We start from the raw sequence: 25682 nt of genomic DNA on the forward strand, positions 1-25682 counted from the left end.
CGACGTGCAGTTCCGCCAACAGGCCCTCGCCAAACTCCAGTCACCGGAGGAGCTCGACCTCCCGGTGCGTTTCGCCCGCCCGCAGGGCTGGCTGGTGCTGTCCGTGACCGTCGTCGCGATGGCCGCCGCGTCCGTGTGGGCGGTGACCGGCTCGGTGGCCTCGACGGTCGGCGCGCCCGCCGTCCTGACCCACGGGCAGGGCAGTTACGTCCTGCAGAGCCCGGTGTCCGGCCAGGTCACCGCGGTCCTCGTCCGTCAGGGTGAGCGGCTGGCCGCCGACTCGCCCGTGCTGAGGGTCCGCACCGCGGAGGGCGAGACCGTCGTCCGCTCGCTCGACGCGGGCCGCGTCAGCGCGCTCGCCGCCTCCGTCGGCCAGATCATCGGGACCGGCGCGAACGTCGCGTCGATCGAGAAGGTCGCCCACGCGGGCGACCCGCTGTACGCCACCGTCTACGTCCCCGCCGAGAACGCCGGGGCCATTCCCGCCGACGCCCCGGTCGACCTGACCGTCCAGTCGGTGCCGGCGCAGGAGTTCGGGGTGCTGCACGGCCACGTGAAGTCGGTGGACCGCTCGGCCCAGTCGGCCCAGTCGATCGGCGCGTTCCTCGGGGACGGCCAGCTCGGCGAGCAGTTGACGAAGGACGGCCGGCCGGTGGCCGTGACGGTCCGCCTCGACACCTCCTCGTCCACGAAGAGCGGCTACGCGTGGTCGTCCGCGGACGGGCCGCCCTTCGAACTGACCTCCATGACGCCGGCCACGGGCTCCATCCGGCTGTCCGGGCAGCGTCCCGTCGATTGGCTGCTGCCGTGAGTACCGCGACCGACACCCGGGGCAGACGCCGTGCCGCCCCGCCGAGCCGCAAGGTGCCGAGGAGCCGGGCGAAGACCGTCCGTACCCCCACCGTGCTCCAGATGGAGGCCGTGGAGTGCGGCGCCGCCTCCCTCGCGATGGTGCTCGGCCACTACGGCCGGCACGTCCCGCTGGAGGAGCTGCGCATCGCCTGCGGCGTCTCGCGCGACGGCTCGCGCGCCAGCAACCTCCTGAAGGCGGCACGCGGTTACGGCTTCACCGCCAAGGGCATGCAGATGGATCTCGCCGCCCTCGCCGAGGTGACGGCGCCCGCCATCCTGTTCTGGGAGTTCAACCACTACGTCGTCTACGACGGCATGGGCCGGCGCTTCGGCCGGCGCGGGGTGTTCATCAACGACCCGGGCAAGGGCCGCCGCTTCGTGTCCCTGGAGGACTTCGACGGCAGCTTCACCGGGGTCGTGCTGACCATGGAGCCCGGCCCGGACTTCGCCCGGGGCGGCCGCAGGCCGGGCGTGCTCGGCGCGATGCCGGCCCGGCTGCGCGGGACCGCGGGCACGCTGCCGGCGGCCGTGCTGGCGAGCCTGCTGCTGGTGGCGGTGGGCGCGGCGGTGCCCGCGCTGAGCCGCACCTACATCGACATGTTCCTGATCGGCAAGCAGACCTCGCTGCTGGGCGTGCTGTTCGCGTCCATGGCGGCGTGCGTCCTGCTCACGGTGGTGCTGACCTGGCTCCAGCAGGCGAACCTGCTGCACGGCCGCATCATCTCCTCCACCCTCTCCAGCGCCCGCTTCCTGCGGCACCTGCTGCGGCTGCCGGTGACGTTCTTCTCGCAGCGCAGCCCGGCCGACCTGGTGCAGCGCCTGCAGTCCAACGACGCCGTCGCCGAGACCCTGGCCCGCGACCTGGCGGCGGCGGGTGTCGACGCGATCGTCGTCGTGCTGTACGCCGTGCTGCTGTACACGTACGACCCGCAGCTCACGTTCGTCGGCATCGGCGTGGCGCTGCTCAACATCGTCGCGATGCGGGTCGTGGTCAGACTGCGCGCCACCCGGACGGCGAAGTTGCGGGCGGACACGGCGCGGCTGACCAACACGTCGTACACCGGTCTTCAGCTCATCGAGACGATGAAGGCCACCGGCGGTGAGGACGGCTACTTCCGCAAGTGGGCCGGGCAGCACGCCACCACGCTGGAGGAGCAGCAGCGGCTCGGGGTGCCCAGTGCCTGGCTGGGGGTGGTCGCGCCGACGCTCGCCACGGTCAACAGCGCGCTGATCCTCTGGATCGGCGGCATGCGGGCGGTCGAGGGGCACATCTCCATCGGTCTGCTGGTCGCCTTCCAGGCGCTGGTCACCCGCTTCACGGCACCGCTGACCCGGCTGAACGGCGTCGCGGGCCGCATCCAGGACTTCGCGGCCGACGTGGCCCGGCTGAAGGACGTGGAGAACTTCCGCACCGACCCGCTGTACGCCCGCCCCGGCGGCGGCGACTCCACGCGCCGGCTGCACGGCCATGTCGAGCTGGAGAACATCTCGTTCGGCTACAGCCCCCTCGACAAACCGTTGCTGACCGGCTTCGACCTGACCGTGGGGCCGGGGCGGCAGGTGGCCCTCGTCGGCGGCTCGGGCAGCGGCAAGTCCACGGTGTCCCGGCTGATCTCCGGCCTGTACACCCCGTGGGAGGGCGTGATCCGCATCGACGGGCAGCGCCTCGAGGACATTCCGCGCGGGGCGCTGGCGTCCTCCGTCTCCTTCGTCGACCAGGACGTGTTCCTCTTCGAGGGCTCGGTGCGCGACAACGTGGCCCTGTGGGACCCCTCGGTGCCGGACGACGCCGTGGTGGAGGCGCTGCGGGACGCCGCGCTGTACGACGTCGTGATGCGCCGTCCGGGCGGCATCCACAGCCGGGTCGAGCAGGACGGCCGCAACTTCTCCGGCGGGCAGCGCCAGCGTCTGGAGATCGCGCGGGCGCTGGTGCGCAGGCCCAGCATCCTGGTCCTGGACGAGGTGACCAGCGCGCTGGACGCGGAGACCGAGCTGGTGGTGATGGACAACCTGCGCCGGCGGGGCTGCGCGTGCGTGGTCATCGCGCACCGGCTGAGCACCGTGCGGGACAGCGACGAGATCGTCGTCCTGGCGCACGGCACGGTCGTGGAGCGCGGGCGGCACGAGGAACTGGTCGCGCGCGGCGGGGCGTACGCGGCGCTGGTCGGGGAGCGGTGAGATGACGACGGTGCACGAAGGGCAGGGCGATCTCGTCCTCGGCGCGCTCGGCTCCCTGGGCACGCGTGTGGACTGCGCCGGGTTCACCCGTCTCGACCTGGAGGGCCCCCAGGTGCTCTGGCTGGTCGTGTCCGGCGCGGTGGACCTGTTCGCGGTGGACGCCGGGCAGCAGGGGCACTGGCACCACCTGGGCCGCCTGGAGGCGGGTTCGGTACTGCTCGGACCGGTGGCCGGCCCGCAGCACACACTGGTCGCCCGGCCGCTGCGGGACTGCGTGGTGCACCGCATCGGGCTGCGCGAGCTGTACCAGCCGGCGCACACGCAGACCTGGTCGTACGACGAGTACGGCAACCCGCAGTACGTGCCGCCGACGACGAGCCCGCTGGAGTACGCGCTCGCCCTGGGCGTCGGGCGCAGTCTGTCCATCCTCTTCCAGGCGCCGATGGCCTCCGAACGGGCGGCGGCCCCCACGGACGACGACGTCTTCTGGATGCAGGTCCCGCCCGGCAGCGTGCAGTACGGCGCCGTGTACGGCGACGAGGCGGCCGCCGACCTGCTGATGGATCCCGCGCTGTGGCAGAGCATGGTCGACCAGCAGTACCGGCTGCTGACCACCCTGGACCGCTGGATCGAGCAGCTGGAGCGCAGCCACGAGACGCGCACGGCGGCCGGTATCAAGGCCGGTGAGGCGGTACGCGCCCGGGCCGACCGGACCCTGCTCGCCTCCATCGGCAGGCGGCCGGACAAGCGGGCCACGTCCGCCGACACCGACGCCACCCACGCGGCCTGCGCGCTGGTCGCCCGCGCGGCCGGGATCACGCTGGCCGAGCCCGCGCAGAACAGCACCGAGAGCGACCGGCTCGACCCGGTCGAGCGGATCGCCCTCGCCTCCCGCGTCCGGACCCGGGCCGTACGGCTGGACGGCCGCTGGTGGCGGGACGACGTCGGGCCGCTGGTCGGTCACCGTGCCCTCTCGGGCGCGCCGGTGGCGCTGCTGTGGCGGCGCGGCGGCTACGTGGCCGTCCACCCGGCGACCGGCCGGGAGACACCGGTCGAGAAGGCCAACGCCGAGGAGTTCGAGCCGCGCGCGGTGATGTTCTACCGGCCGCTGCCCGAGCGCCGGCTCGGTCCGCTGCGGCTGCTGCGGTTCTGTCTGCGGGGCACGCGCGGTGACCTGGCGGGCCTGCTGCTCGCCGGGCTGGTGACGGTGGCGATCGGCGCGCTGGTGCCGGTCGCGACCGGCAAGGTGCTCGGCGAGTTCGTGCCGAAGGCCCAGACCGGGCTGATCGTGCAGGTGTGTCTCGCGGTGATGCTGAGCAGTGTCGTCGCGGCGGCGTTCACGCTGTTGCAGAACCTCACGATCCTGCGGCTGGAGGGCCGTATCGAGGCGACCCTCCAGCCGGCCGTGTGGGACAGGCTGCTGCGGCTGCCGACCCGATTCTTCACCGAGCGCTCCACCGGTGAGCTGGCGAGCGCGGCCATGGGCATCAGCGCGATCCGCAGACTCCTCGCCGGGGTCGGTCCGACGGTGGCCCAGTCGGTGACCGTCGGGGCCATGAACCTGGGGCTGCTGCTCTGGTTCAGCGTGCCGATGGCGCTCGCGGCGATCGGCATGCTGGTGGTCGTCGCCGGCGTCTTCCTGGGCCTCGGGCTGTGGCAGGTGCGCTGGCAGCGGCGGCTGGTGCGGCTCACCAACAAGCTGAACAACCAGGCCTTCCAGACCCTGCGCGGACTGCCCAAGCTGCGGGTCGCGGCGGCCGAGAACTACGCCTACGCGGCCTGGGCGGAGCGGTTCGCGCACAGCCGTGAGCTCCAGCAGAGGGCCGGGCGCATCAAGAACCTCAACGCGGTGCTCGGAGCGGTGTACCTGCCGCTGTGCACGCTGCTGATGTTCATGCTGCTGGCCGGGCCGGCCCGCGGCTCGATGTCGGCGGCGGCGTTCCTCACCTTCAACACCTCGGTGACGATGCTGCTGACCTCGGTCACCCAGCTCACCGGTGCGTTCGTGTCGGCGGTGGCGGCGCTGCCGCTGTTCGAGGAGATCAAGCCGGTGCTGGAGGCGGCACCCGAGGTGCGCACCGGGAGCACCCGGCCGGGGCCGCTGTCCGGGGCGATCGAGGCGCGGCGGCTGTCGTTCCGGTACTCCGACGACGGGCCGCTGGTCCTGGACGACGTGTCGTTCGCGGTGCGGCCGGGCGAGTTCGTGGCGATCGTGGGGCCCAGCGGCTGCGGCAAGTCGACCCTGCTCCGGCTGCTGATCGGCTTCGACCGCCCGCTGTCGGGCGGCGTCCTGTACGACGGCCAGGACCTGGCCGCCCTCGACCAGTCCGCCGTACGCCGTCAGTGCGGTGTGGTGCTCCAGCACGCGCAGCCGTTCACCGGCTCGATCCTGGACGTCATCTGCGGCACCGAGCCGTACACGCCCGAGGAGGCGATGGCGGCGGCCGAGATGGCGGGGCTCGCCGAGGACATCAAGCGGATGCCGATGGGCCTGCACACCATCGTCTCGGGCAGCGGGGCGGTCTCCGGGGGCCAGCGGCAGCGGCTGATGATCGCGCAGGCGCTGATCCGCCGGCCCCGCGTCCTGTTCCTCGACGAGGCGACCAGCGCCCTGGACAACGAGACCCAGCGCACGGTGATCGAGTCGACCAAGGCGCTGAACGCCACCCGGATCGTCATCGCCCACCGTCTGACGACGGTGCTGGACGCCGACCGCGTGATCGTGATGGAGGACGGCAGGGTCGCCCAGCAGGGTCCGCCGGCCGAGCTGCTGGCGGACACCAGCGGCCGGCTGCACGAGCTGGTGCGACGGCAGCTGGCCTGAGACGCCCGGCCGGGGCACAGTTGGACCGGCCCCTGAGTGGGTACCTGCGCCTTCATGCGAATCAGCGTGGTGGATGTCGGGTCGAACACCGTCCGGCTCGTGGTGGCGGACGCGGAGGGAGGCGTTCCGCTGCCGGTCCACACGGCCAAGTGGCGCCTGCGGCTGTCCCAGCAGGTCCCGCCTGGTGCTCCGGTCCCCGAGGAGGCCGTGGAGCGGCTGGTGGCGGCGGTCGCCGACGCGGGCCGCACCGCGGCCCGCTGGGGTGCGGCCGGCCCGCTGGCCTTCGCGACCGCCGTGGTGCGTGCCGCGCCGAACCGCCGGGAGGTGCTGCACACCGTCCGGACCCGCACCGGGGTCGCTCTGAGCACCCTGCCGGGCGAGGTGGAGGCCGAGCTGTCCTTCCTCGGCGCCCGGCGCTGGATGGGCTGGCGGTCGGGACCGCTCGCCCTGCTGGACATCGGCGGCGGCTCGCTGGAGGTCGCCTTCGGCCGGGGCCGGCTGCCCGACTTCGTGGCCTCGCTGCCGCTGGGGGCGGGACGCCTGACCCACGAGTTCCTCGCCGGCGGCCAGGACGCGCCGCAGCCGGAGCAGCTACGGGCCCTGCGCCGCGCGGTCCGGCACCAGCTGCGGGACGTGGCTGCGCGGATCCGCTGGGAGGGACCGCGCACGGCGGTGGCGACCTCGCGGACGTTCCAGCAGCTCGGGAGGCTGTGCGGGGCTCTGCCCGGACGGCACGGCCCCTTCGTCGAACGGCACATGACGTGCGCGGACCTCAAGCAGGCGGTGGGCCGGCTGGCCGGCCTGCCCGCGGCCGAGCGGGCCCGTCTGCCCGGCATCTCCGCTCCGCGGGCCGCGCAGAGCCTTGCGGGCGCGGTGGTCGGGCACACGGTGATGAAACTGACCGGACTGGAGTCGGTGACGCTGTGCCCCTGGGCGATCCGTGAGGGCGTCCTGCTGCGGCACATCGAGGACGGGCCGTCCTGGTGGGCGGAGGTCGTCCGCCGCGACGAGGAGCCCGCCGCCCCCGGCCCCGTGCCGCTGCGCGTCGCGTCCGCGGCCGACTGACACCGCCGCGGGCCCCGGACGGGGCCGGCGGCACCGAACCGAACGAGAAGAGGAGCGCTTCGTGTCCCACGACCACGACCGCAGTCACCAGCAGCCCGAGACGGCCGTCGAGGAGGTCATGCGCGAGATCGAGGAGGCCGAGACCCGGGACCCGGAGTCCGCCGGGGAGCGGCGGCACCGGGGCGAGGCGGGCGACGCCACCTCCCCGAACGTCGAGGCGCAGGAGGAGTCCGGCGAGGAGTAGGGCGGCGGCACGGGTGCCCGGCGCGGCGCGGATGCGACGGCGCGTCCCGGGTACCCGCGACGCATGGAGAACGTCCGCCAAGAACCACAGCTGCCGACGGCCCGGGGCCCGCTCTCCGCGGCCGTCGGCTCGTATCTGCTCGGCACCGGCCCGCTGCCCCGCCCCGAGGACGTGACCGCCGCGTCACCGTACGGCGACGACCTGCAGCTCGCCCTGTACCAGTGCTACGAGCTGCACTACCGCGGTTTCGCCGGTGTGTCCCCCGACCTCGAGTGGGACCCCGGCCTGCTGCGCACCCGGGCGGCGCTCGAGGACCGCTTCCTGTCCGCGCTGCGCGCCGACACACCGGTCCACGACAGTGTGGCGGACGCGGTCGGGGCACTGCTGGTCGAGCCCGTCGACGGCAAGGGTGTCAGCCACTTCCTGCGGGACGAGGGCGAGCTGTGGCACCTGCGGGAGTACGCGGCCCAGCGCTCCCTGTACCACCTCAAGGAGGCCGACCCGCACGCGTGGGTGCTGCCGCGGCTGTGGGGCCGCGCGAAGGCGGCGATGGCGGCGGTGGAGTTCGACGAGTACGGCGGCGGCCGCGCCGACCGGGTGCACGCCCGGCTGTTCGCCGACCTGATGACGGACCTGGGGCTGGACACGACGTACGGGCGTCACCTCGACGCGGCCTCGGCCGAGTGCCTGGCCACCGTGAACATGATGTCCCTGTTCGGCCTGCACCGGGCGTTGCGCGGCGCCCTGGTCGGCCACTTCGCGGCGGTCGAGATCACCTCGTCGCCCGGTTCCCGGCGGCTCGCCGAGGCGATGCGCCGTACCGGTGCGGGGCCCGCCGCCGAGCACTTCTACGACGAGCACGTCGAGGCCGACGCGGTGCACGAGCAGATCGTCCGGCACGAGGTGATCGAGGGCCTGCTGGAGCAGGAACCCCAGCTCGCGGCGGACGTCGTCTTCGGTATCGACGCCACCGGCCACCTCGAGGACCGTTTCGCCGACCGGCTGCTCGCCGACTGGCGAGCCGGCCGGTCGTCGCTGCGCACTCCCCTGCCGGACGTGACCCGCGAGCCTGCCCGAACCTCCCATATTCCGTGACTGCGGGGGTACGTGGGTTTCGTGAATTTCATGGTGCTACCGGGCGTCTACGCCCCTCAGGAGGACACCGCCCTGCTGGTCGGGGCGCTGTCCGACGAGTCGCTGCCACCGGGCGCGGCCGTGCTCGACGTGGGGACCGGCTCGGGCGCCCTGGCGCTGGCGGCGGCCCGGCGGGGCGGTCGTGTCACGGCGGTGGACGTGTCACGGCGTGCGGTGTGGGCCGCCCGGCTGAACGCGGCGCGGGTGGGCGCCCGCGTCCGGGTCCTGCGCGGCAACCTCTTCACTCCGGTACGGGGCGAGACGTTCGACCTCGTCCTGGCCAATCCTCCGTACGTCCCGGCGCCGGGCGCCGGGCGCCGGCCCCGCGGGGCGGCCCGGGCCTGGGACGCGGGCCACGACGGGCGGCTGGTGCTGGACCGGATCTGCCGGGAGGCGCCCGCCCTGCTGCGGCCCGGCGGGGTGCTGCTGCTCGTGCAGTCCGCGCTCAGTGACCCCGGGCGGACGGTCGCACTTCTGCGGGACGCCGGCCTGAAGGCGGCGGTGACCAGGCGGCAGCGGATCGCCTTCGGCCCCGTGGTCCGCGGCCGGGAGCACTGGCTGCGGCAGCGGGGCCTGCTGTCCCAGGCCGACAACGAGGAGGAGCTGGTGGTCGTCCGTGCCGAACTCCCCGTCTGAACCGCCCCGCCGGATCACCGTCCAGCGCCGCGGGCCCATGCTCGTGGAGGGGCCGGTGGAGATCGAGCTGGAGGACGGCACGACGGTGTCCTCCGACCGCTTCCGGGTCGCCCTGTGCACCTGCCGTCGCAGCCGGCGCTACCCCTGGTGCGACACCAGCCACCGTGCGCGGTCGTCCGGGCGGGCCGACGGGCCGCCCGACGAGGGCCGAGTCACGGGTGACGGTGACGGTGACGGGTGAGGGTGCCGGGGAACGGCGGACGGCCCCACTCCGTCCGCCGTCCCCGGTGCGGGACCGGCACCGTCCACGCGGCGGTGCTCGCACTCCCCAGCAGCGAGCAGCCGGTCACGTCGCGTGGACCGCGCGGTCCCGGTCTCTCAGAACGTGAAGACGCTCGTACTGCCCGCGTTCTTCACGCACTCGTTCGCGTAGGCGCGCTCGTAGGACACGCGCCGTCCCTGCCAGACCCCGTCGACGGTGACGACGACCGGGGCGTACTGCCGGGTGCACAGCACGTCGGAGTCGCCCGCCAGCGCACCGAAGTCGCCACCCGCGGCGCGCAGTTCCGCGCAGGCGGGGCCGGCGGCCGGGTGGGTGCCGGAGGCCGTCGGCGTACAGGTCAGGGTGACGGCGCGCAGCGGTGCGGCGGTGGCAGCGCTCTCTCCCTGCCCCACGGTCAGCACCAGGGCCGACGGGGCGTAGAGCGACGCGGGGGCGGTGGCCGGGGAGGCGATCGAGGCCCCTGCGAGGGGCCCGCAGACGGCGGTGGCCGTCAGGCCCAGAGTCGCTGCCCAGCGCGCGGTGTTCCGCATTGTGTGCATCCTTCCGCTCGGTTGGAGGGTGGTGCCGTACGGCCCGGTCGGTGCCGGACGGCGAGCGCGAGTCTGCCGAGTCCGCCGCCGAAAGACACATCGACCCCACGGATTTCAGTAACCTTGCGTGTTGAATCAGTGGCGGGAAGTCACGGAATTAGAACGTTCCAAGTCCGGAACGGGGCGGTTCTTGATCATGTGTGCTGGCCGGATGACGTGATCCGCGCGTTCGCCAATAGGCCGGAAACACTCCCGAAACAGTCCCCCACCCGCCGGATCAGCCCTGTCCCACCCGCGCGTAGGGTGCTGGCGGCGCGCTGGCTGGACGACGAGAGGCGGGACGTACGGATGGCGAAGCACTGGGCGGACTTCCAGTACGAGATCTACCTGAACGGGATGACGGGCGCGGTGCCGCGGCTGCCCACCGACCTGACCCGGCTGGAGGAGCTGACCGGGCACCGGCTCGGCCCCGGCCCCGTGGGGTACGTCGCGGGCAGCGCGGGCGACGGCTCCACGGCCCGCGCCAACCGGCGGGCCCTCGAGCGACGCCGGATCGTGCCGCGGATGCTGCGGGACGTGCACGAGCGGGACCTCTCGGTCGAGGTGCTGGGGCGCGCCCTGCCGGCCCCGCTGGCCCTGGCGCCGGTGGGCGTGCTGTCGATCATGCATCCGGACGCGGAGCGGGCCGCCGCCCGGGCCGCCGCCGCGCAGGGCGTGCCGTTCGTGCTGTCCTCGGCGTCCAGTACGCCGATGGAGCAGGTCGCCGAGGCCATGGGGGACGCCGAACGCTGGTTCCAGCTGTACTGGCCGAAGGACCGCGAGGTGGCCCGCAGCTTCCTCGGCCGGGCGCGGGCGGCCGGGTTCACGGCCCTCTTCGTCACCCTGGACACCCCGCTGCTGTCGTGGCGCCCGCGCGACCTGGACCAGGCGTACCTGCCCTTCCTGCACGGCGTGGGCACCGCCAACTACTTCTCCGACCCGGCCTTCCGGGCGGGTCTGGCGAAGCCGGTGCACGAGGACCCGAACGCGGCGGTGATGCACTTCGTCGGCATGTTCTCCGACCCGGCCAAGACCTGGCCGGATCTGGCGTTCCTGCGGGAGAACTGGGACGGCCCCATCGTCCTCAAGGGCGTGCTGCACCCGGACGACGCCCGGCTCGCCGCCGACGCCGGGATGGACGGCGTGGTGGTCTCCAACCACGGCGGGCGTCAGGTGGCCGGTTCGATCGCGGCGGCCGACGCGCTGCCCGGCGTGGCGGAGGCGGTCGGCGACCGGCTCACCGTGCTGTTCGACAGCGGCGTCCGCACCGGCGACGACGTCTTCAAGGCGCTCGCGCTCGGCGCGCGGGCGGTGCTGCTGGGCCGCCCGTACGTCTACGGCCTCGGCCTGGACGGGCAGGCGGGCGTCGAGCACGTGATCCGCTGCCTGCTCGCCGAACTGGACCTGACGCTCGCCCTGTCAGGACACGCCTCCCCCACCACACCCGGTCCGGCCGACCTCGTCGAGGAGTCCGCCTGAGCGCCGGCCGGTGTGCGGGACCGCCCTCAGCGGCGATGGACGCTGACCGCGTATCCGCCGCCGTCGTAAGGGTCGGCGTCCCAGGTGGCGAAGCGGTCGGTGAGGGTGAGGAGGGCCGAGGCGCAGTGGGCGTCGTACTCCGCGAGGGTCAGGGTCGGCGGCACGGGAAGGTGGTCCCGGTCCAGGCCGAAGCCGGCGACGAGCAGGCCGCCCGCGCGCAGGGCCCGGGCCAGCGTGGCGACGACGGCGGCCTCGGTGCCCGGAGCGAGGAGGGGGAAGACGTTGCCCGCGGCGACGACGAGGTCGAAACCGGGGGTGACGCCCGCGGTGGCCGGGTCGAAGTCCGAGAGGTCGGCCTGCAGCCAGGTCAGCCGTGGCGCGTTCCGGCGTGCCACGGCCAGCATGGAGGCGTCGAGGTCCACCCCCACGCCGTCGTAGCCGAGGCCGGCGAGCTGGATCAGGACCCGCCCGGTGCCGCAGCCGGCGTCCAGCACGCGTGACCCGGGAGGCACGAGCGTGGCGCAGAAGCGCGCCTCGCCGTGCACGTCCCGTCCCTGTTCGGCGAGCTCCGCGAAACGAGCGGCGTACTGCTCGCCGGAACTGCCACCGGTCAGCTTCTCCCATCGGTTCATGGAGCAAGCCTAGGTTCTCCCGCACCGCCGGGACGGAACCCGGCCCTTCGGCCTTCCGCCCGGCTCCCCGGTTGCTGCCTCTGGCCTGCCGGTCCTCCAGGGCCGGCAGGCCAAAGGACGCAGGAGCAGCAGCCGGCGCGGCGGCCGGGCGAAGGCGGGGTGCGCCGCGCGTGGTGCTGAGGCCCCGTGGTGCTAAGGCAGGGTGAAACGGACGGAGCTGAAGGGGAAGGCTGCGGTGTTGCCGGGGTTGACCACGGTACCCAGCAGGGTGCAGTTGAGGTCGGTGTAGGTGGTGGCGCGAGCGTTGGTGTCGTTGAACCCGCTCAGGGCGACGCTCGTCACGTAGTAACAGGTGCCTTCGCTGGGGTTGATGATGCGGTTGTTGCCGCCCAGCAGGTCGCTGTACTCGAACTGTCCGGTGATCGGCGTCGCGGCCGAGGCGGGGACAGTGGTCGTCGCGACAAGGGTGACGCCGGCCGCAGCCGCGGTGACGCCGAGAGTGATACGACGCAATGTACGCATGGGGCTCCTTCGGTGAGGTGGAGGGGTACTCGTGAACGCTCGTGCGGGTCCCGCGGCGACACGTGTGCATGGCGGGGCTTACCCACGAGCACGGTGGCATCAGGGCAGGAACCTCAGGCCGACAACGCCTGTGACGATCAGACCGAGGCACAGAAGGCGGGCCGAGGTCGCGGGGTCGTGGTCGTGGACCATGCCGTACGCGGCGGTGCCGACGGCGCCTATGCCGACCCACACGGCATAGGAGGTACCGATCGGTACAGTCCGTATCGCGTAGGACAGACCGGTCATACTCAGGATGAGGGCGACGAGGAACAGCACTGCCGGCCACAACCGGGAAAGGTTGCGTGAGGCGTCCAGTGCCGTCGCCCACACGGTTTCCATGATCCCGGCCAGCACCAGAACCATCCATGCCATGACGACCTCCTGCACGACATTCGACGGGTGGACCACGTCCTGTCCGCGGGAAGCCCGCGAGGAACCACATCAATCGGGCCACGTCGTGGAAGGCGTGGTGAGCAGCCGCAGCCCCTGCTCCTCGACAGCGAAATTGTCCTCGACCTTCAGGACGTAGACGCGACCTTCCGACTCGACCGCCGTCTCCGGCTCCAGCGCGATGACGTGGCCGCTACGGAGAACGTCGTCGTGATCGGTGAGACTCGCGCTGTGGATCGTGGGCAGTTCGCAACAGCGCAGGCCGATACCGTGACCGGTGCCGTACGGGGTGGGCGGCAGCCCTTGCCGGACGAGGCAGTCGTTCATCGCTTCGTGAATCCGGGAGACGCGTACCCCGCAGCGAGCGGCTTCCTGGCCGGCTTCGTAAGCGGTCAGCAGGGACCGCCACGCGCGCCGGACCGCGGGGGCGGGCTCTCCCAGCCACCCGGTGCGGGCGGCGTCGGAGGCGTAGCCCCCGTGGCCGTGGCATCCCGTGTCGAGGAAGAACGGTTCTCCCTCCTGCAGCACTGCTCCGTCGGCGAACCAGCCCCCCGTCCCCTTGCGGACGTTGCACACCGAGTGAGTGACGAACTCGGCGCCCGAGTCGTGCTGGTGGGCGGCGGCCACCGCCAGCAGTTCGTGATCGGACATGCCCGGGCGCGCACCGTCCAGCGCCGCCTGCAGAGCCGCGGCGTTGATTCGGCAGGCCGCCTCGACGAGGCTGATCTCCAGCGGGTCCTTGACCGCACGAATGGCGAACAGTTCCGCGGCACATGGCGTGAACCGCACTTGAGGCAGTTCGGCCGCCAGATCGTGAAGGATCCCGGCGTCCAAGGAGTCGTAGGCCACGTGGTGGGCGTGCCTGGCACGCAGGACCGCTGCCACGGCCCGCACCCACTGCCGTGGGTGGCAGGCGGCAGGAGCCCACGAAGGCAGGGGGAAGATACCGCGCATCTTGTGCGGCAACGCCGGTCCGGGCGCCGCGGCGTCGACATAGGGGACGAAGATGTCCCCTTCGCCGTACGCGTCCACCACGGCGGCGTACCAGTCGGTGCTCTCGCTGACCAACTGCGCCCGGAAGTCGGTGGCATAGCGGATCTGGTCCGGCCCGGTGAGCAGCAGGTGATCCACGTCGCGCCGCGCCATCCACTGCGCCAGGCGGGCTGTGCGGCCGGCCTGCAACGCTTGCCGGTCGACGCGTGGCCATGGTCGCCGCGAAGCACCCGGGACCGGCGCGGGAGCCGTCTCGTGTCCGGGCCCGCTCACCGGGATGCACCTGGTTCGGTCGCACGAGGTGCCCGCTGCGCGCGTTCGGCCAGCTCTTCCTCCGCCTCTCCGGCGCTCACCACCTTGGCCAGCAGGTTCTCGACATCCTGACGGGTCGCCGAAGGATTGATCAACGTGAGCTTCAGGTGGATGCGCTTTGCGCCGCCCACCGCGCGCTCGGTGCGGCCGATGACGACGCTGCCCTCGGTCAGCAGCCGTCGGCGGAGGGCGGCATTGACCTGGTCGGCCAGTTCCGGGCGGCGCGGTAGGTACCGGAAGACCACCCGGATGAGGACGGCCGCGTAGTGCGTCTCCAGTTTGGGGTGCGCCTCGACGACCTGCCGGGCGTGCACGGCAAGGGCGTGGCAGTGGTCGACCAACGCGGCCATGCCGTCCTTGCCCAGGGCCCGGAAGGCGGCGGCAGCCTTGAGGGCGTCGGCACGGCGCGTGGTCTCCAGGGTGCGGCCCAGCCGGTTGGGGTAACCGGCTTCTTCGTCGTCGCCGGGATTGAGATACGCGACTTCGCGCTGCAGCGGTGCGAAGTGATCGGGGTTTCGCAGCAGGAGCACACTGGAGGAAGCCGGCTGCCAGGCCATCTTGTGCAGGTCCATGGTGACCGAGTCCGCGCGGTCGATACCGGCGAAGAGAGGCTTCAGGGTGGGAGAGAAGAGCATCCCGGCCCCGTATGCCGCGTCCACGTGCAACCACATGCCACGTTCTCGTGCCAAGTCGGCGAGTTCCGGCAGTGGATCGATGGCGCCGAGGTCGGTCGTCCCCGCGGTGGCCATCAGCAGGAACGCGGCGTCCCGGGGCGGCAGGTCCGCAAGTGCGGCCGCCACCGCGGACGCTGTCATCCGTCCGTCGGCGCAGGCGGGCACCACGCTCGCTGCTGCGTCTCCCAAACCCGCGGCGGCGAGAGCGCGGGTGACGCTGATGTGCGCCTCGCTCGAGCACACCACGCGCAGGCGGCGGGTGCCGGACTGCAGACCGAGGCGGGTCACATCGGCACCGGTCATCGCCGATCCCGTGGTGTCGCGGGCCACGATGACCGCCAGCAGGTTGGAGATGGAACCGCCGGGCGTCGTCACCCCCGACGCCCCTGCCGGCAGGCCGGCCAGCCGGCGAAGCTCCTCCAGGACCGCCTTCTCCAACTCGATGGCGAGCGGCCCGCTGTCCCAGACGTCGACGGACTGGTTCATCGCGCTGGCCACCAAGTCGGCGGCCGCGGCCACTGTCAACGCCGGGCATTGCAGGAAGGCCGCTGTCGCGGGGTGCCCCAGGGACACGCTTCCCCAGCTGAACAGGCGTGCCAGGGGCACCAGGGCCTCGGCGTCCCCCGTCCCGTGTTCCGGCAGTACCTCAGGCAGCAGGTGCCGGGTTCGCCGGGCCAGCGCCGCGGGACCGCCGGCGGGCAGCGGCCCCGCTTTGTTCCGTGCGCCCGCTTGCGCAGCGACCAGCGCTTGATCGGCCAGGCCCCTGAGTGCCTGAAGGCCCTCCGGCGTGGCGGCCAGCCTCTCGGGCTCGAGAATCGACACGGATGTTCCCCGTTCGTCGTCTGTACCGGACAGGTTCATGGCACTTCGACGGCCTCACGCGACGTGGGGAACCGACGCGTGAGGCCGTGACGCACTTCAGAGGACCCGGTAGGACTTGAAGAGGAAGGTGATGGTGCTGCCCGGGGAGACGGGGTTGGCCAGCAGAGCGCAGCTGGTGTCGGTGTAGAGGACGACGGTGGCGTCGGTCTGGTTGTCGACGCTGGTGCCGACGGTGGAGACGAGCTTGCAGGTGCCTCGTTCGGGGTTGGTGACCTGCTGGCTGCCACCGAGGAGGTCGGTGTAGTAGAAGGTGCCGCTGGCGTTGCCGGAGGCGGCCAGAGCCTGTCCGGTGGTCAGGAGTGCGGCAGCGGTGCCGGCGGCCAGGGCCAGTGCGGTGCGACGTAAGGCAGGCATGCTGTTTCCTCTTGTGGAAGGGGTGAGGACGTCCTCGACTGTGGTGGACATGGACGGTCGCGGACAGGGAGTGTGCGGCTTCGGAAGGGGCACGGGCAGCACACGGGGTGTGAGCGGGCGCATGGCGGTGACGTCGTGTCTGTGACGGCCCGGCGGCGGGCACCTCCGAGCGCTGTCCGGGGTGACGCGGCATCGGACCGTGGACGCCGGCTCGGCCAACCGTCCGGCAGGCGGCCGGCCCGCGTTCCGGCGGACGTCGGTTGGCGACTTCTCGCCTTGCCCCGTGTGCGTGGTGCGCCGACGCTGACAGGCAACGCGTCCTTCCCTCTCGTCAGGAGAGAATCCATGACCGCCTCGCCATCCGCCGGGACCACCGGCCTCCTCGACTCCGGACGAACCCGTCTTCGCCGCCGGCTGGGAACGTGGTCGACGCTGTTCTGCCTCGTCGGCGCGGGTGTGGTCATCGGCACGTCTCCCGCGTCCGCGGCCACTCTCGTAACGTGCACGGGTACGCAGAACATCTCGTACAGTCCCGGGCTGACGCTGGCACCCCGCACCGTGACCATCACCGGCACGAACAATCTCGGCCCGTGCGTCGCGCCCAACACCTCGATCACGTCGGGGACCATCGAGTTCTCCGCGACGGCAAGCAGCTCTTGCCTTGATCTGCTGGACAGCGGCAGCGCCGTCAACGTCGTCAAGTGGTCGGACGGCTCGACGAGCACCCTGCAAGTGACCCGGACCGTTTCCCAGGTGGCCGGACAGCAGGTGGACGCCTTCACAGGGTCGGTGGCCTCCGGAACGTTCCAGGGAGCGACGGTCACGTGGACCATAACCAACGTCTCCCTGGACCTCCTCGACTGTGCCACGCCCGCGGGACTGACCTCACAGGTCGGACTGGACGTGTTCACTCTGGCCTCGGTCTGAGCTCGGTGGCCAGACGCAGGGCCGCGGCCATGGCACCGAGGTGGACACCGTAGGAGGTGCCCGTCCTGTCGGTGCCGTCCAGGTCCGCCCGCAAGGCCCGCCGGGTGAACGTCTCGGCGGCGGGGTGCCCGAGATCGCTGAGTACGTGCGCGTGGACCGCGAGGCTCAGGGTGGAACCGTGGGTGGTCCGGGGCAGGTAGTAGTCGACGGTGCGCTGCCAGATGCCTTCGTCGACGCAGTACCCGAGTCGGCGGAGCAGGCCGGTCAGTTCGTCCGGCCTGAAGAGGTAGCCGAGCATCAGGGTGTCGGCCTGCTTGCTGAGTTTGTAGCGGTTGGGGTGATCACCCTCCCGCTCCAGTATGCGGTCAAGTCTTCGCAGGTCGGAATGGTGGGCACGGTAGCCCTCCCAGTCGAACTCGGCCAGCTGCCCGTATCCGTCGAACTGGCTGATGACGTCGTCGTGAAACGGTATGTACATCCGGCGGGAGATCGTCAGCCAGCGGTCCGGCTCGTCGGGCTCCATGGAGAGTTGCTCGGCCAACTGCTCACGCCGGGGTGGAGGCAGGCCGTTCCACAGCCGGTGGGCGTGGGAGAGGGCCCAGGCTGCCGTCATGTTGGTGTAGGCGTTGTCCCGCAGGCCCGGTGCGCTGTCGGGGTAGGCGTCGTGGTATTCGTCCGGTCCCATGATCCCGACGATGTGGTAGCGGTGACCATCGAAGTGGGGCGCTGCGGCGGACGCCCACATTCGGGCCATTTCGGTGATCATCTCGGCTCCCCTCCCGTGGAGGTACTCGTCGTCACCACTCAGCCGGGTGTACTGGTGGATGCTGTAGGCGATCGCGGAGTTGACGTGCCGTTGCAGGGCGCTGTGGTCGGCGATCCAGCGCTGACTGAGGGGATTGAGTACGGCAGGGACGGTGGCCTCGCTGCCGCTCGCTGCGCTCTGCCACGGGTAGAGCGCTCCGTCCAGGCCGGTTTCGGCGGCAGCCGCACGGGCCGCGGGGAGCCGGCGGTAGCGGTAGTCGAGAAGTGCGCGAGCTGTCGGGGGCCAGTGACGGGACAGCCAGGGCACGGTGAACAGTTCGTCCCAGAAGACCCTTCCCTGGTACTCCTCACCGTGCAGCCCGCGGGCGGGGAACCCGGCGTCGAGCCCTGCCCTATGGGGGGAGAGCGTTTGGAGGAGATGGAACAGGTGCAGGCGGTAGCCCTGCTTCGCCACGACGGGGGAAGGGCGAGGCGACCGGTGCCAGACTTCCCGCCACGCCGCTTCGTGCCGGGCGGTGAGCTCGACCGGATCGGGTGCCGACGCCACCCGTGTCACAGCTCGTTCCGTCAGCCGACCGGGAGGGCACGTCGACGAGGTCAGCAAGGCGACGGTCTTGGCCAGGTCCACAGTACGCCCGGGCTCTACGGGCACGTGGATCAGTGTGCTCGGGCGCCGAAGACCTGGGGCGACAGGATGTTCGGTACGGACAGATGCGAGGCCGGCGTCGCCCGGTCCGAGGAGACGGGTGGCAGCCGCCACGGCGATCGAGACACGGGAGCCCGCGGGCCGGCAGGCGACCACCACGATGCCGTCGCCGGGACGGTGACCGGAGCGGATGTCGGTCAAGTACTGGTTGCCGAAGGCCTCGTACCGATCCACTTGACTGTTCGTCACCGTTCCGTCCACGGACGACTCGACCTGCAGGCTTCCCCTCCAGTTCTCCGCAGTGATGCGCACCCTCACCAGGGCCAGGGCCGGATCGTCCATGCTGAGCAGAATGCGCTGCTCCACACGGGTGCGCCGTCGTCGCCGGTCCTGATAGCGGATCAGGCGGGACAGAACGCCCTTACGCAGATCGAGTGCTTGCCGGTACTGCAGGAGTTCGGTGGCGTCCACCGACAACCAGGGTTCCTCGGCTCCGTTCTCGCCGATCGGCCGCAGGCGCACCCACAGCCAGTCGGGAAGATTCACCATCGCCTCGCAGCGCACGGTCCGCCCTTCGACCCGCACCGAGGTACTGCTGTAGCACCCGGCAGCGTAGGTGCCTCGGTAGTGACCGGCACCGCTTCCCTCTCCCGGAACGGCCGCTCGGACACCGAACACCCCGTTGCCGAGAGCACACAAGGTCTCCCGCACACCCTCCTCATCGGCTCGGTAGCCCCGGTACTCCCAGACCCATTCGTCGTACGCGCCCAAGTGTCAGCCGTCGCTTCCCGGTCCTCGGTGCATCGGCTCGAGGAGTTCACCGAGCATCTCGTCGAGCATCGTGGTGTCCTGAGCGGCCCTGCCGATGGCCACTCCGTCCCAGGGCGCCAGGCGACGCAGGGAGGTGTAGACACCCGGGACGACGGCACCGCCGTAGATCATGCCGACGGCGTCATGTGCGCTCGCCGCCCGACGCAGGGCCTCCAGCACCGCGGCGGCCTGATGGGGATCGGCGCCCTGTGCCGAGCCGATGGCCCAGACCGGCTCGTAGAGAAGGATCGCGGTCGCGTCGGGCGCAAGGACGTCCAGGACCGCTGACGCCTGCCGCCGTACGTGAGCGACTGTTTCGGCCCGACCGAGGTGTTCGTCCTCCCCGACGCATATCACCGGGACGAGGCCGGCATGTACCGCGGCCCGTGCCTTGCGGCCGACGAGCCGGTCGTCCTCCGCGAACAGGTGACGTCGCTCCGCATGCCCGACCATGACGTGCGTACAGCCGACCTCGGCCAGCAGGCCGGCGGAGACTTCTCCGGTGAACGGACCCTCCTCGTACCAGACGTTCTGCGCACCGACGCTCATGCCGGTGCCTTCGAGGAGCTCGGCTCCCAGGGGCAGGAGCGGGTGGGGCAGGCAGGCGCAGAAGAGCAGCCGGGCGAGGGCGTCAGCTCGGGGAAGAAGGGCTTCGTTGATCCATTCCTCGGTCTGCCTCAGACCGAGGTTCATCTTTGTGCTGGTCAGTGAGACCGGCATGATCCCCTCCCCTATTCGAGGTTGGTGTGCCGGGCGAGCATCGCCTGTGGTTCGGTCTCCCACAGTTGCTCGCTTGCGAGGATCAGGGAGTCGAAGAACAGCAGGGCTCCCTGTTCGAAGAGGGTGCCGACGAACTGGCCGGACCGGCCGGGCTCGTGGTCCTGGCTGTATTCGCCGAGATGCACCAGCAGGTCGGCCCGTTGAGCCAGGCGCGAGTCGACGTCCGCCGTCACTGCGGCGATCCGGGCGCCCGAGCGGGCGGCGCTCTCCGCCATGACCAGGACGGTGGGGGTCTCGCCCGACCCACTGCATGCCAGCAGCACGTCACCCGGGCCGATGGCGGGAGTCGTGGAGTCACCCGCCACATGCACGGACAGTCCCATGTGCATCAATCGCATGGCGAAACCCTCGGCGGAGAGTTTGGAACGGCCGGCTCCTGCGACGAAGACGCGGTCGGCGTCCCGGAGCGCGGCCATCAGGTCGGCGCAGACGTCCTCCTCGACATGGCGGAGCAATGCGTCAAGTTCCCGCAGGACGACGCGTCGGGCAGAGGCGTAGGGCCCGTCGACACCCACGGGTGTGTCGGGCGAAACGACCTGGCTTTCTCGGGACTTGTTCTGGTCGACCACCGTCGTGGCACTCCTGTTCGGCTGACGATGCGGTGCGTGAGGGCTTTCGGGGAATGTGATGATCGCGTCACCAGACGTCTCGGTGCAGGACCTCACCGATGGCTCTGCGGGGTGCCGGCCTGAAGGAGCTGCCCTTGGGGTGCCCCACTGCCAGGAGGCCGGCCTGGGTGACGCCGTCCGGGAGCCGGAGCACTTCCGCGGCTTCCCCGGCGTATGCCAGGTGGAGGGCGGTCACCGCGGCGGCCAGACCACGCAGCCGCAGAGCGAGCATCAAGCTCCACATCGCGGGCCAGACCGAGCCGTAGTAGACGGAGTGCGCGACATGTCCTGCGGGAGGAGGGAGGCCCAACTCGGCGAACCGCGCCTCGAAATCGTCCGGCGAGGCGCTCAGACAGGGCACGACCAGTACGGGAACACGGTGCAGGTGCTCCGCCAGATGCGCGGACGCCTGCCATACACCCCTACGCTCCGGCTCCTCGGCCGCCTGCGCCGCCATGGCCTCCAGATAGGGACCGGCCGCCTTGCGGTAGCACTCGGCCAACCTGAACCTCTGAGCCGGATCCGTCACCACGATCCACTGCCACGGCTGGTCGTTGGAACCGTTCGGCGCCTGCAGCGCCATCGTCAACGCCTCATGCACCAGACGAACGTCCACGGGCCGTTCCAGATCCAGACGCCTGCGGACGGACCGTGTCGTCGTCAGCAACTCCTCCCCGGTCAGCGGCCCTGTCGCCGGTGCCGCTCGATGTCCTCGGTCCACAGGTTCCGTCCTGTCCTGCATGCACGTCACCCCTTCTCAGTACAACCGACCGATCAGACTCAGGAAGACGTGTTCAGCGCGTCCGCTCACTGAGTGTTCCGGTGCTCGGCACCCGTCGGGGGGGCACCGTTACTCGGCTTACCGCACCGGTGCACCCGACACCTCGACGCCAACGGTGGTGCGTGAACGCGTTGAACTGCACAGTCCACGCGGTACGGCGAGAGACCGAACGCCGCCTTACGGGCGCCCGCATCAGGAACCGCAAAGGGATCCTTCATGACAGAAATGCGGATTCACTGTGAAGTGGCAAGAAAGAGCCCTTTCAAAAATATGATAGTGGGGTAAATAGGTAATCCATGCTCGTGGGCGGTCTTTCGGCGCGGATCCTCGCTCACCCAGGCATCGCGCCGGATGTCGACGTCGTCGGAGGAGCCCGTGTCACGCCGTCACGGTCGCAACGCCATGCTCGCCGGATTACTGACCGAAGCGGACATGAGCGCGGCGGACCTCGCTCGAGACGTCAACCGCCTGGCCGCAGCCGAAGGCGTTTCCCTTCGGTACGACCGCACCACGGTGGCCCACTGGCTCACGGGTTCCCGGCCCAGGGGCCTGGTTCCCCAGCTTGTGGCCGAGGCGCTCACTCGCCGGATCGGCCGTCCCATCGATGCGACGGAGACGGGACTGACCGAAAGATCCGACGAAACCCGTGGCGGCGAAGCAGATGTGAGCCGAGATCTCGTCGTCCTGGCCAGAAGGGACGCCCACCCGGCAGGCCATGCGCAGTTGCTGCAGTCCGTATTCCGCCAGAGGGGAGTTCCGGCCGCCGAGGCCGTGCACACACCTCAGCCCGTGAGCCCGACCCGGCGCCACGGCGGGCTCACCGGCGCCGATGTGGGAAGAGTGCGGTTCATGGTGTCCCAGTTCGCCGCAGGCTGGTTTCGATACGGAGGCGGGCACGCCCGGACCGCGCTCGCCTCCTATCTCGGAGATGACGTCGGACGGTTGCTGGTGCTCGCGGCACGACCCGACGTGCGAGCGGATCTTCTGTCAGCGACAGCTCAACTCACGCACCTGTTGGGCGACATGTCGTCGGACGCGGGCCACCAGGGCCTCTCGCAGCGGTATTACTTCCTTGCCCTTGGCGCCGCCGCCGAAGCAGGGGACCTCCGAACGCGGACCATCACGTTGCGGGCGACAAGTGTTCAGGCGGTGCGGATGAACGCGTTCCGGTATGCGGCCGACCTCGCTGACGCCGCGGTCACGTCGGCGGGTGAGTCAGGCGATGGGGCTCTGCGGGCGTTCGTCCTCGCGCAGCGGGCCAACGCCCTGGCCCTGGTGGGCGAACACCGACGCGCCCACCAGGATCTCGAGGCTGCCGAGGGGTCGCTGGACGAGACCGCCCTCCGTCAGGACGTCTTCTCCCGTTACCCGAGAGCCGGCTTCGCCTATCGCAAGGGACAGACGCTCCACCTGCTCGGGGACGCACGATCGGCCCTGGACGCCCTGCGGTACGCGGCGGCCGAACGCCCCGCGCACGAACACCGTCTGAGGGCTCTGAGCCAGGCACGAGTGGCACTGGTGCTACTGGAACAGGGCATGGTGGAGGAAGCGTGCACGTACGGTCAGCTCTTCGCCGAGGTGTATCCCCTCCTGCGTTCTCGCCGGTCCTTGCTCGTAGCGCGCGAGCTGCGAGCACGTCTGACCCAGTTCCGGCGGGTTCCTGAGGCAGCCGCGCTGTTGGGCCGGATCTCGGCGATCACTCTCCCGAAGGGGCCAGCGTAGCCGCTTTCCGAAGCCCTGCCCTCTCACACGCGAGGGTGCGCGAAGGACAGCCCTCGACCCCCGGAACCGCACGGCGGTGGGCATAGTGATCACGTTCCGGCACCCCGGGCGAGCGACGGGTGAGAGCGGCGATGTGGTCGAAGAAGGGATCGTTCATGGGCTCATCGTCGAGTCGGGCACGTTCCAAGGCGATATCTGGACTGCCGTCCGGGTGAACGGCCTCCCGCACGGCTGCGCCGATGGGTTCACGACGGCCCAGGGCGGCAGTCGGCTGAACTCCGTCCGTCTCGCCGCGGCGGAAGGGAACTACGGCCTCACAGAATGGTGACGAGGAAGGGACCGGATGTGGAGGTGAGTCCGCCGGGCGTCGCACATGCCAGGAGGTCGAGACTGGTGATGACCACGGTGTTGACGATCGTGTGTCCCGCCAGGTCGCCCTGGGTGATGGGGCCGGTCGCGACGAGCACCGTCGTGCCGTCGGGCCGCAGCGCCAGAGAACTGGTGAAGGTGAACCGGGACGGATGCGTGCCCGGATCAGCCCATACGATGCTGCCCGTACCGGCGCTGCTGCCGCCGAGGCAGTTGAGCGTACCGCTGCCGTCGAAGGAATAGGTGCCTGCAGAGTGGCGGAGGTCGGTGGAGACACAGGGCCCCAGCGTCCCGCTTGATGTCACCTCGACCTCCGGAGCCGGCGTGGACAGGGTCAGGCCGGGAGAGTACGAGGTGTTCTGCACGCCCAGGGGACAGCTCACGACACTGATGTCGTTCGCATCCGCCGTCGCGGGCGTCGCGGGGAGAAGAGCCGCAGCGCCGAGGGCACAAGCGGTCAGGATTGAAGCGAGAGTTCTGCGCATCGGTCCGTCCTTCAGTGACCGGGCCTCGCGGACCCGAGGTGATGTCGGCCGCCTCGCGAGGCGTACGGGACGTGCCGCGGCGCACCGGACGAGGTGCGGACCGGCGACAGCACAGCGCGGGCGGCTTCGCAGATCACGGCGGTGGCGCGGATCGTCATGCCGGCCGTCAAGGCAGAATGGTGAGGGTGGCCGGGCCGGTGACGGCCGATACCCCGGTGGTGGCGCAGGCCGTCAGGCTGAGTTGCGGCATCACGGTGACCTTCACGGCGAGGCTGCCCTGCCCGAGCCCCGCCGTGACACTGCCGGTGCTGGTGACGACGGTGGTACCGTCCGCCGCCTTCACCGCTTCACTCAGACCGAACGTGATGGTGGACGTCTCGCCGGTGTTCCACTCATAGGTCCAGGTGGCAGAGAACGGCGACGACACCGTGAGAAGACAGTTCAGTGAGAGCGTCGAGGCGGACGTACCGCTGCCGCTCGACACTCCCGTCAGTACCGAGGTGCACGAGAAGTTCTCCGTGCTCGTCACAGTGGTCGTTCGCGGCGTATTGATCACTGGAGGGTTGTAGGCGCCGGTGTGGCTGCCTGCGGCGCACACGACGCCAACGGCTGACTGCTCCGTGGCGCCGGCATGGGAAGCCGTTCCGAGAACAGCGACGGCGAGAACTGGTAACACGCCAAGCACCGTGCGGTGGCTGGCCAGTGGTCTCATGACGGCCTCCGAGGCAGGTGCACTCGTCGCCTGCTTACGAGGCGGCTTCCGGCCTACCACAAACATCAGACCAGGGCCGCGCCTCCCTTGGCCATAGGCAGGAATGACTAGCGACAGAAGTATCCGGGGATCTCGCGGTGGCCGAAGCAGCCGGCCACGACGAGAAGGGACCGGCATGCACGTCGGGGCCTCATAGTGGCGAAAACGCTGCCGCCCCGGGCGTCGCGGCACCTGGTCGTGCCGGTGCACAGGGCGTTCCTCGACGACACCCGTCGCCCCCCCCGAAGTGACTATGGTCACTGGGGTGAGGGAGTGGCACGGTAAGGCGCTACACGGCAGGTAGTGCTTCGCCTTGCTGAGCTCTCCGTCACTGCCGTGACATCAGCGGGCTCCTGCCTTCTCAGCTTCTCCGACCAGGAGTTCCCATGTCCCTTCGCCTTTCGTTGTTGGGCTCAGCGCTGACGCTGTCATTGCTGGGTCTCTTCGCGCAGCCGGCGGCCGCAGCGTCCGCACCGGAGCCGACCGTCCGGGCGGCGGCACGCCAGACGCCAGCCCTCCTGACGTGCCCCGGTTACGAGACCAGCACCTATCAACCCGGTCTGACCCTCCTTCCACGCCAGACCGCCCTGTCCGCCTCGGGAGCGGTGGGCCCCTGTGTCGGACTCCCGCTCGACCACACGTCCGGCACCGTCAGCTTCACCGGCCAGGGCCTCCTGTCCTGTGTCCTGGAGGACGCGCAGGGCAGCGGTCGCATCGACTGGACGAACCCCCAGAACAGTTCCAGCGTCTTCGCTTTCACCACCGCCCTCAGTGTCCGCCCCGGCGGGGTGTCCGTCATCGTGATGACCGGTGAGGTCGTTTCCGGTGACTTCTCGGGGTCCACGGTCGTGGTCGAGTTCGTTCTGGCTCCCGGTCCGACCCAGCCCCTGGAGTGCCTCACCGAAAAGGGAATCACCACCTCCTCGGGGGCCCTCACTCTCGAGATCCTCTGACGTTCTCGATCAGCGCGACG

The 25682-nt window shown here is 70.9% G+C and carries 25 protein-coding genes; 12 read left to right on the plus strand and 13 right to left on the minus strand.

Annotated features, from left to right (window positions below; translation table 11 throughout):
* Positions 1 to 4: 4 nt before the first annotated feature.
* From ACFWJB_RS06620 to ACFWJB_RS06655, 8 genes are all read left to right on the plus strand, one after another.
* Entirely contained in the window at positions 5 to 811 is an 807-nt protein-coding gene (locus tag ACFWJB_RS06620) for an HlyD family efflux transporter periplasmic adaptor subunit (RefSeq protein ID WP_385459398.1), read from the plus strand.
* Positions 808 to 3030 carry an NHLP family bacteriocin export ABC transporter peptidase/permease/ATPase subunit gene (locus ACFWJB_RS06625; protein WP_386920644.1) on the plus strand — a complete coding sequence of 741 codons (2223 nt, stop codon included), beginning with the start codon at positions 808 to 810 and terminating at the stop codon, positions 3028 to 3030. The genes ACFWJB_RS06620 and ACFWJB_RS06625 overlap by 4 nt, the downstream gene beginning before the upstream one ends.
* A 1-nt stretch (position 3031) precedes the next feature.
* Complete coding sequence (locus ACFWJB_RS06630; protein ID WP_385459394.1) at positions 3032 to 5854, plus strand: NHLP bacteriocin export ABC transporter permease/ATPase subunit; 2823 nt, start codon at positions 3032 to 3034, stop codon at positions 5852 to 5854.
* A gap of 54 nt (positions 5855 to 5908) precedes the next feature.
* Entirely contained in the window at positions 5909 to 6919 is a 1011-nt protein-coding gene (locus ACFWJB_RS06635; RefSeq protein WP_385459392.1) for a Ppx/GppA family phosphatase, read from the plus strand.
* Between the two features lie 61 nt (positions 6920 to 6980).
* Complete coding sequence (locus ACFWJB_RS06640; RefSeq protein ID WP_385459390.1) at positions 6981 to 7163, plus strand: hypothetical protein; 183 nt, start codon at positions 6981 to 6983, stop codon at positions 7161 to 7163.
* Positions 7164 to 7226: 63 nt separating this feature from the next.
* Positions 7227 to 8258, plus strand: coding sequence for an iron-containing redox enzyme family protein (locus tag ACFWJB_RS06645; protein WP_386920647.1), 1032 nt, complete (start codon positions 7227 to 7229; stop codon positions 8256 to 8258).
* A 30-nt stretch (positions 8259 to 8288) separates the two neighbouring features.
* On the plus strand, positions 8289 to 8933 hold the full coding sequence (locus tag ACFWJB_RS06650; protein ID WP_385459386.1) for a HemK2/MTQ2 family protein methyltransferase: 645 nt from the start codon (positions 8289 to 8291) through the stop codon (positions 8931 to 8933).
* Positions 8914 to 9174 (plus strand): CDGSH iron-sulfur domain-containing protein, encoded by a 261-nt coding sequence (locus tag ACFWJB_RS06655; protein ID WP_385459384.1) that lies wholly within the window; start codon positions 8914 to 8916, stop codon positions 9172 to 9174. Before ACFWJB_RS06650 ends, ACFWJB_RS06655 begins: the two co-directional genes overlap by 20 nt.
* A 137-nt stretch (positions 9175 to 9311) precedes the next feature.
* Here ACFWJB_RS06655 and ACFWJB_RS06660 read toward each other — a convergent pair whose 3' ends face one another.
* On the minus strand, positions 9312 to 9746 hold the full coding sequence (locus tag ACFWJB_RS06660; protein WP_385459382.1) for a protease inhibitor: 435 nt from the start codon (positions 9744 to 9746) through the stop codon (positions 9312 to 9314).
* Between the two features lie 348 nt (positions 9747 to 10094).
* Here ACFWJB_RS06660 and ACFWJB_RS06665 point away from each other — a divergent pair, with 348 nt between their 5' ends.
* Positions 10095 to 11264 carry a lactate 2-monooxygenase gene (locus ACFWJB_RS06665; RefSeq protein WP_385459380.1) on the plus strand — a complete coding sequence of 390 codons (1170 nt, stop codon included), beginning with the start codon at positions 10095 to 10097 and terminating at the stop codon, positions 11262 to 11264.
* A gap of 26 nt (positions 11265 to 11290) precedes the next feature.
* On the opposite strand, the gene ACFWJB_RS06670 is transcribed toward ACFWJB_RS06665, so the two are convergent.
* From ACFWJB_RS06670 to ACFWJB_RS06695, 6 genes are all read right to left on the minus strand, one after another.
* Positions 11291 to 11896 (minus strand): class I SAM-dependent methyltransferase, encoded by a 606-nt coding sequence (locus ACFWJB_RS06670; protein WP_386920650.1) that lies wholly within the window; start codon positions 11894 to 11896, stop codon positions 11291 to 11293.
* Between the two features lie 192 nt (positions 11897 to 12088).
* Positions 12089 to 12418 carry a hypothetical protein gene (locus ACFWJB_RS06675; RefSeq protein ID WP_381843596.1) on the minus strand — a complete coding sequence of 110 codons (330 nt, stop codon included), beginning with the start codon at positions 12416 to 12418 and terminating at the stop codon, positions 12089 to 12091.
* Positions 12419 to 12517: 99 nt separating this feature from the next.
* A complete protein-coding gene (locus ACFWJB_RS06680) occupies positions 12518 to 12832 on the minus strand; it encodes a DMT family transporter (protein ID WP_386920653.1) in 315 nt (104 codons plus the stop codon).
* Positions 12833 to 12901: 69 nt separating this feature from the next.
* Complete coding sequence (locus ACFWJB_RS06685; protein ID WP_385459375.1) at positions 12902 to 14116, minus strand: M24 family metallopeptidase; 1215 nt, start codon at positions 14114 to 14116, stop codon at positions 12902 to 12904.
* On the minus strand, positions 14113 to 15651 hold the full coding sequence (locus ACFWJB_RS06690) for a pyridoxal phosphate-dependent decarboxylase family protein (RefSeq protein WP_386920655.1): 1539 nt from the start codon (positions 15649 to 15651) through the stop codon (positions 14113 to 14115). Before ACFWJB_RS06690 ends, ACFWJB_RS06685 begins: the two co-directional genes overlap by 4 nt.
* A gap of 96 nt (positions 15652 to 15747) precedes the next feature.
* The gene (locus ACFWJB_RS06695) at positions 15748 to 16065 is read right to left on the minus strand and encodes a hypothetical protein (protein ID WP_385459371.1); all 318 of its coding nucleotides are present in this window, start codon (positions 16063 to 16065) and stop codon (positions 15748 to 15750) included.
* 345 nt (positions 16066 to 16410) lie between these two features.
* Between ACFWJB_RS06695 and ACFWJB_RS06700 the strand changes: the two genes are divergently transcribed.
* Complete coding sequence (locus ACFWJB_RS06700) at positions 16411 to 16992, plus strand: hypothetical protein (RefSeq protein WP_386920657.1); 582 nt, start codon at positions 16411 to 16413, stop codon at positions 16990 to 16992.
* Here the strand turns inward: ACFWJB_RS06700 and ACFWJB_RS06705 are convergent.
* The 4 genes from ACFWJB_RS06705 to ACFWJB_RS06720 all read right to left on the minus strand — a co-directional run bounded on the left by ACFWJB_RS06705 (position 16973) and on the right by ACFWJB_RS06720 (position 21343).
* Positions 16973 to 19174, minus strand: coding sequence for a glycoside hydrolase family 65 protein (locus ACFWJB_RS06705; RefSeq protein WP_386920659.1), 2202 nt, complete (start codon positions 19172 to 19174; stop codon positions 16973 to 16975). The two genes, ACFWJB_RS06700 and ACFWJB_RS06705, sit on opposite strands and share 20 nt — an antisense overlap.
* 3 nt (positions 19175 to 19177) lie before the next feature.
* Positions 19178 to 19933, minus strand: coding sequence for a triose-phosphate isomerase (locus tag ACFWJB_RS06710; RefSeq protein WP_385459364.1), 756 nt, complete (start codon positions 19931 to 19933; stop codon positions 19178 to 19180).
* Between the two features lie 11 nt (positions 19934 to 19944).
* On the minus strand, positions 19945 to 20562 hold the full coding sequence (gene hxlB, locus ACFWJB_RS06715) for a 6-phospho-3-hexuloisomerase (protein ID WP_386920662.1): 618 nt from the start codon (positions 20560 to 20562) through the stop codon (positions 19945 to 19947).
* Between the two features lie 67 nt (positions 20563 to 20629).
* Positions 20630 to 21343 carry a nitroreductase family protein gene (locus tag ACFWJB_RS06720; RefSeq protein ID WP_383146733.1) on the minus strand — a complete coding sequence of 238 codons (714 nt, stop codon included), beginning with the start codon at positions 21341 to 21343 and terminating at the stop codon, positions 20630 to 20632.
* Between the two features lie 414 nt (positions 21344 to 21757).
* Here ACFWJB_RS06720 and ACFWJB_RS06725 point away from each other — a divergent pair, with 414 nt between their 5' ends.
* Positions 21758 to 23104, plus strand: coding sequence for a tol-pal system YbgF family protein (locus ACFWJB_RS06725; RefSeq protein WP_385459362.1), 1347 nt, complete (start codon positions 21758 to 21760; stop codon positions 23102 to 23104).
* 314 nt (positions 23105 to 23418) lie between these two features.
* On the opposite strand, the gene ACFWJB_RS06730 is transcribed toward ACFWJB_RS06725, so the two are convergent.
* Both ACFWJB_RS06730 and ACFWJB_RS06735 read right to left on the minus strand, forming a co-directional pair.
* Positions 23419 to 23958, minus strand: coding sequence for a hypothetical protein (locus tag ACFWJB_RS06730; RefSeq protein WP_385459356.1), 540 nt, complete (start codon positions 23956 to 23958; stop codon positions 23419 to 23421).
* Between the two features lie 166 nt (positions 23959 to 24124).
* Positions 24125 to 24670, minus strand: coding sequence for a hypothetical protein (locus ACFWJB_RS06735; protein WP_385459354.1), 546 nt, complete (start codon positions 24668 to 24670; stop codon positions 24125 to 24127).
* A gap of 425 nt (positions 24671 to 25095) precedes the next feature.
* On the opposite strand from ACFWJB_RS06735, the gene ACFWJB_RS06740 reads away from it, so the two are divergent.
* Positions 25096 to 25662, plus strand: coding sequence for a hypothetical protein (locus ACFWJB_RS06740; protein ID WP_386920665.1), 567 nt, complete (start codon positions 25096 to 25098; stop codon positions 25660 to 25662).
* Positions 25663 to 25682: the final 20 nt, after the last annotated feature.

It is taken from the genome of Streptomyces sp. NPDC127100 (assembly GCF_042724095.1).
Taxonomy (GTDB): domain Bacteria; phylum Actinomycetota; class Actinomycetes; order Streptomycetales; family Streptomycetaceae; genus Streptomyces.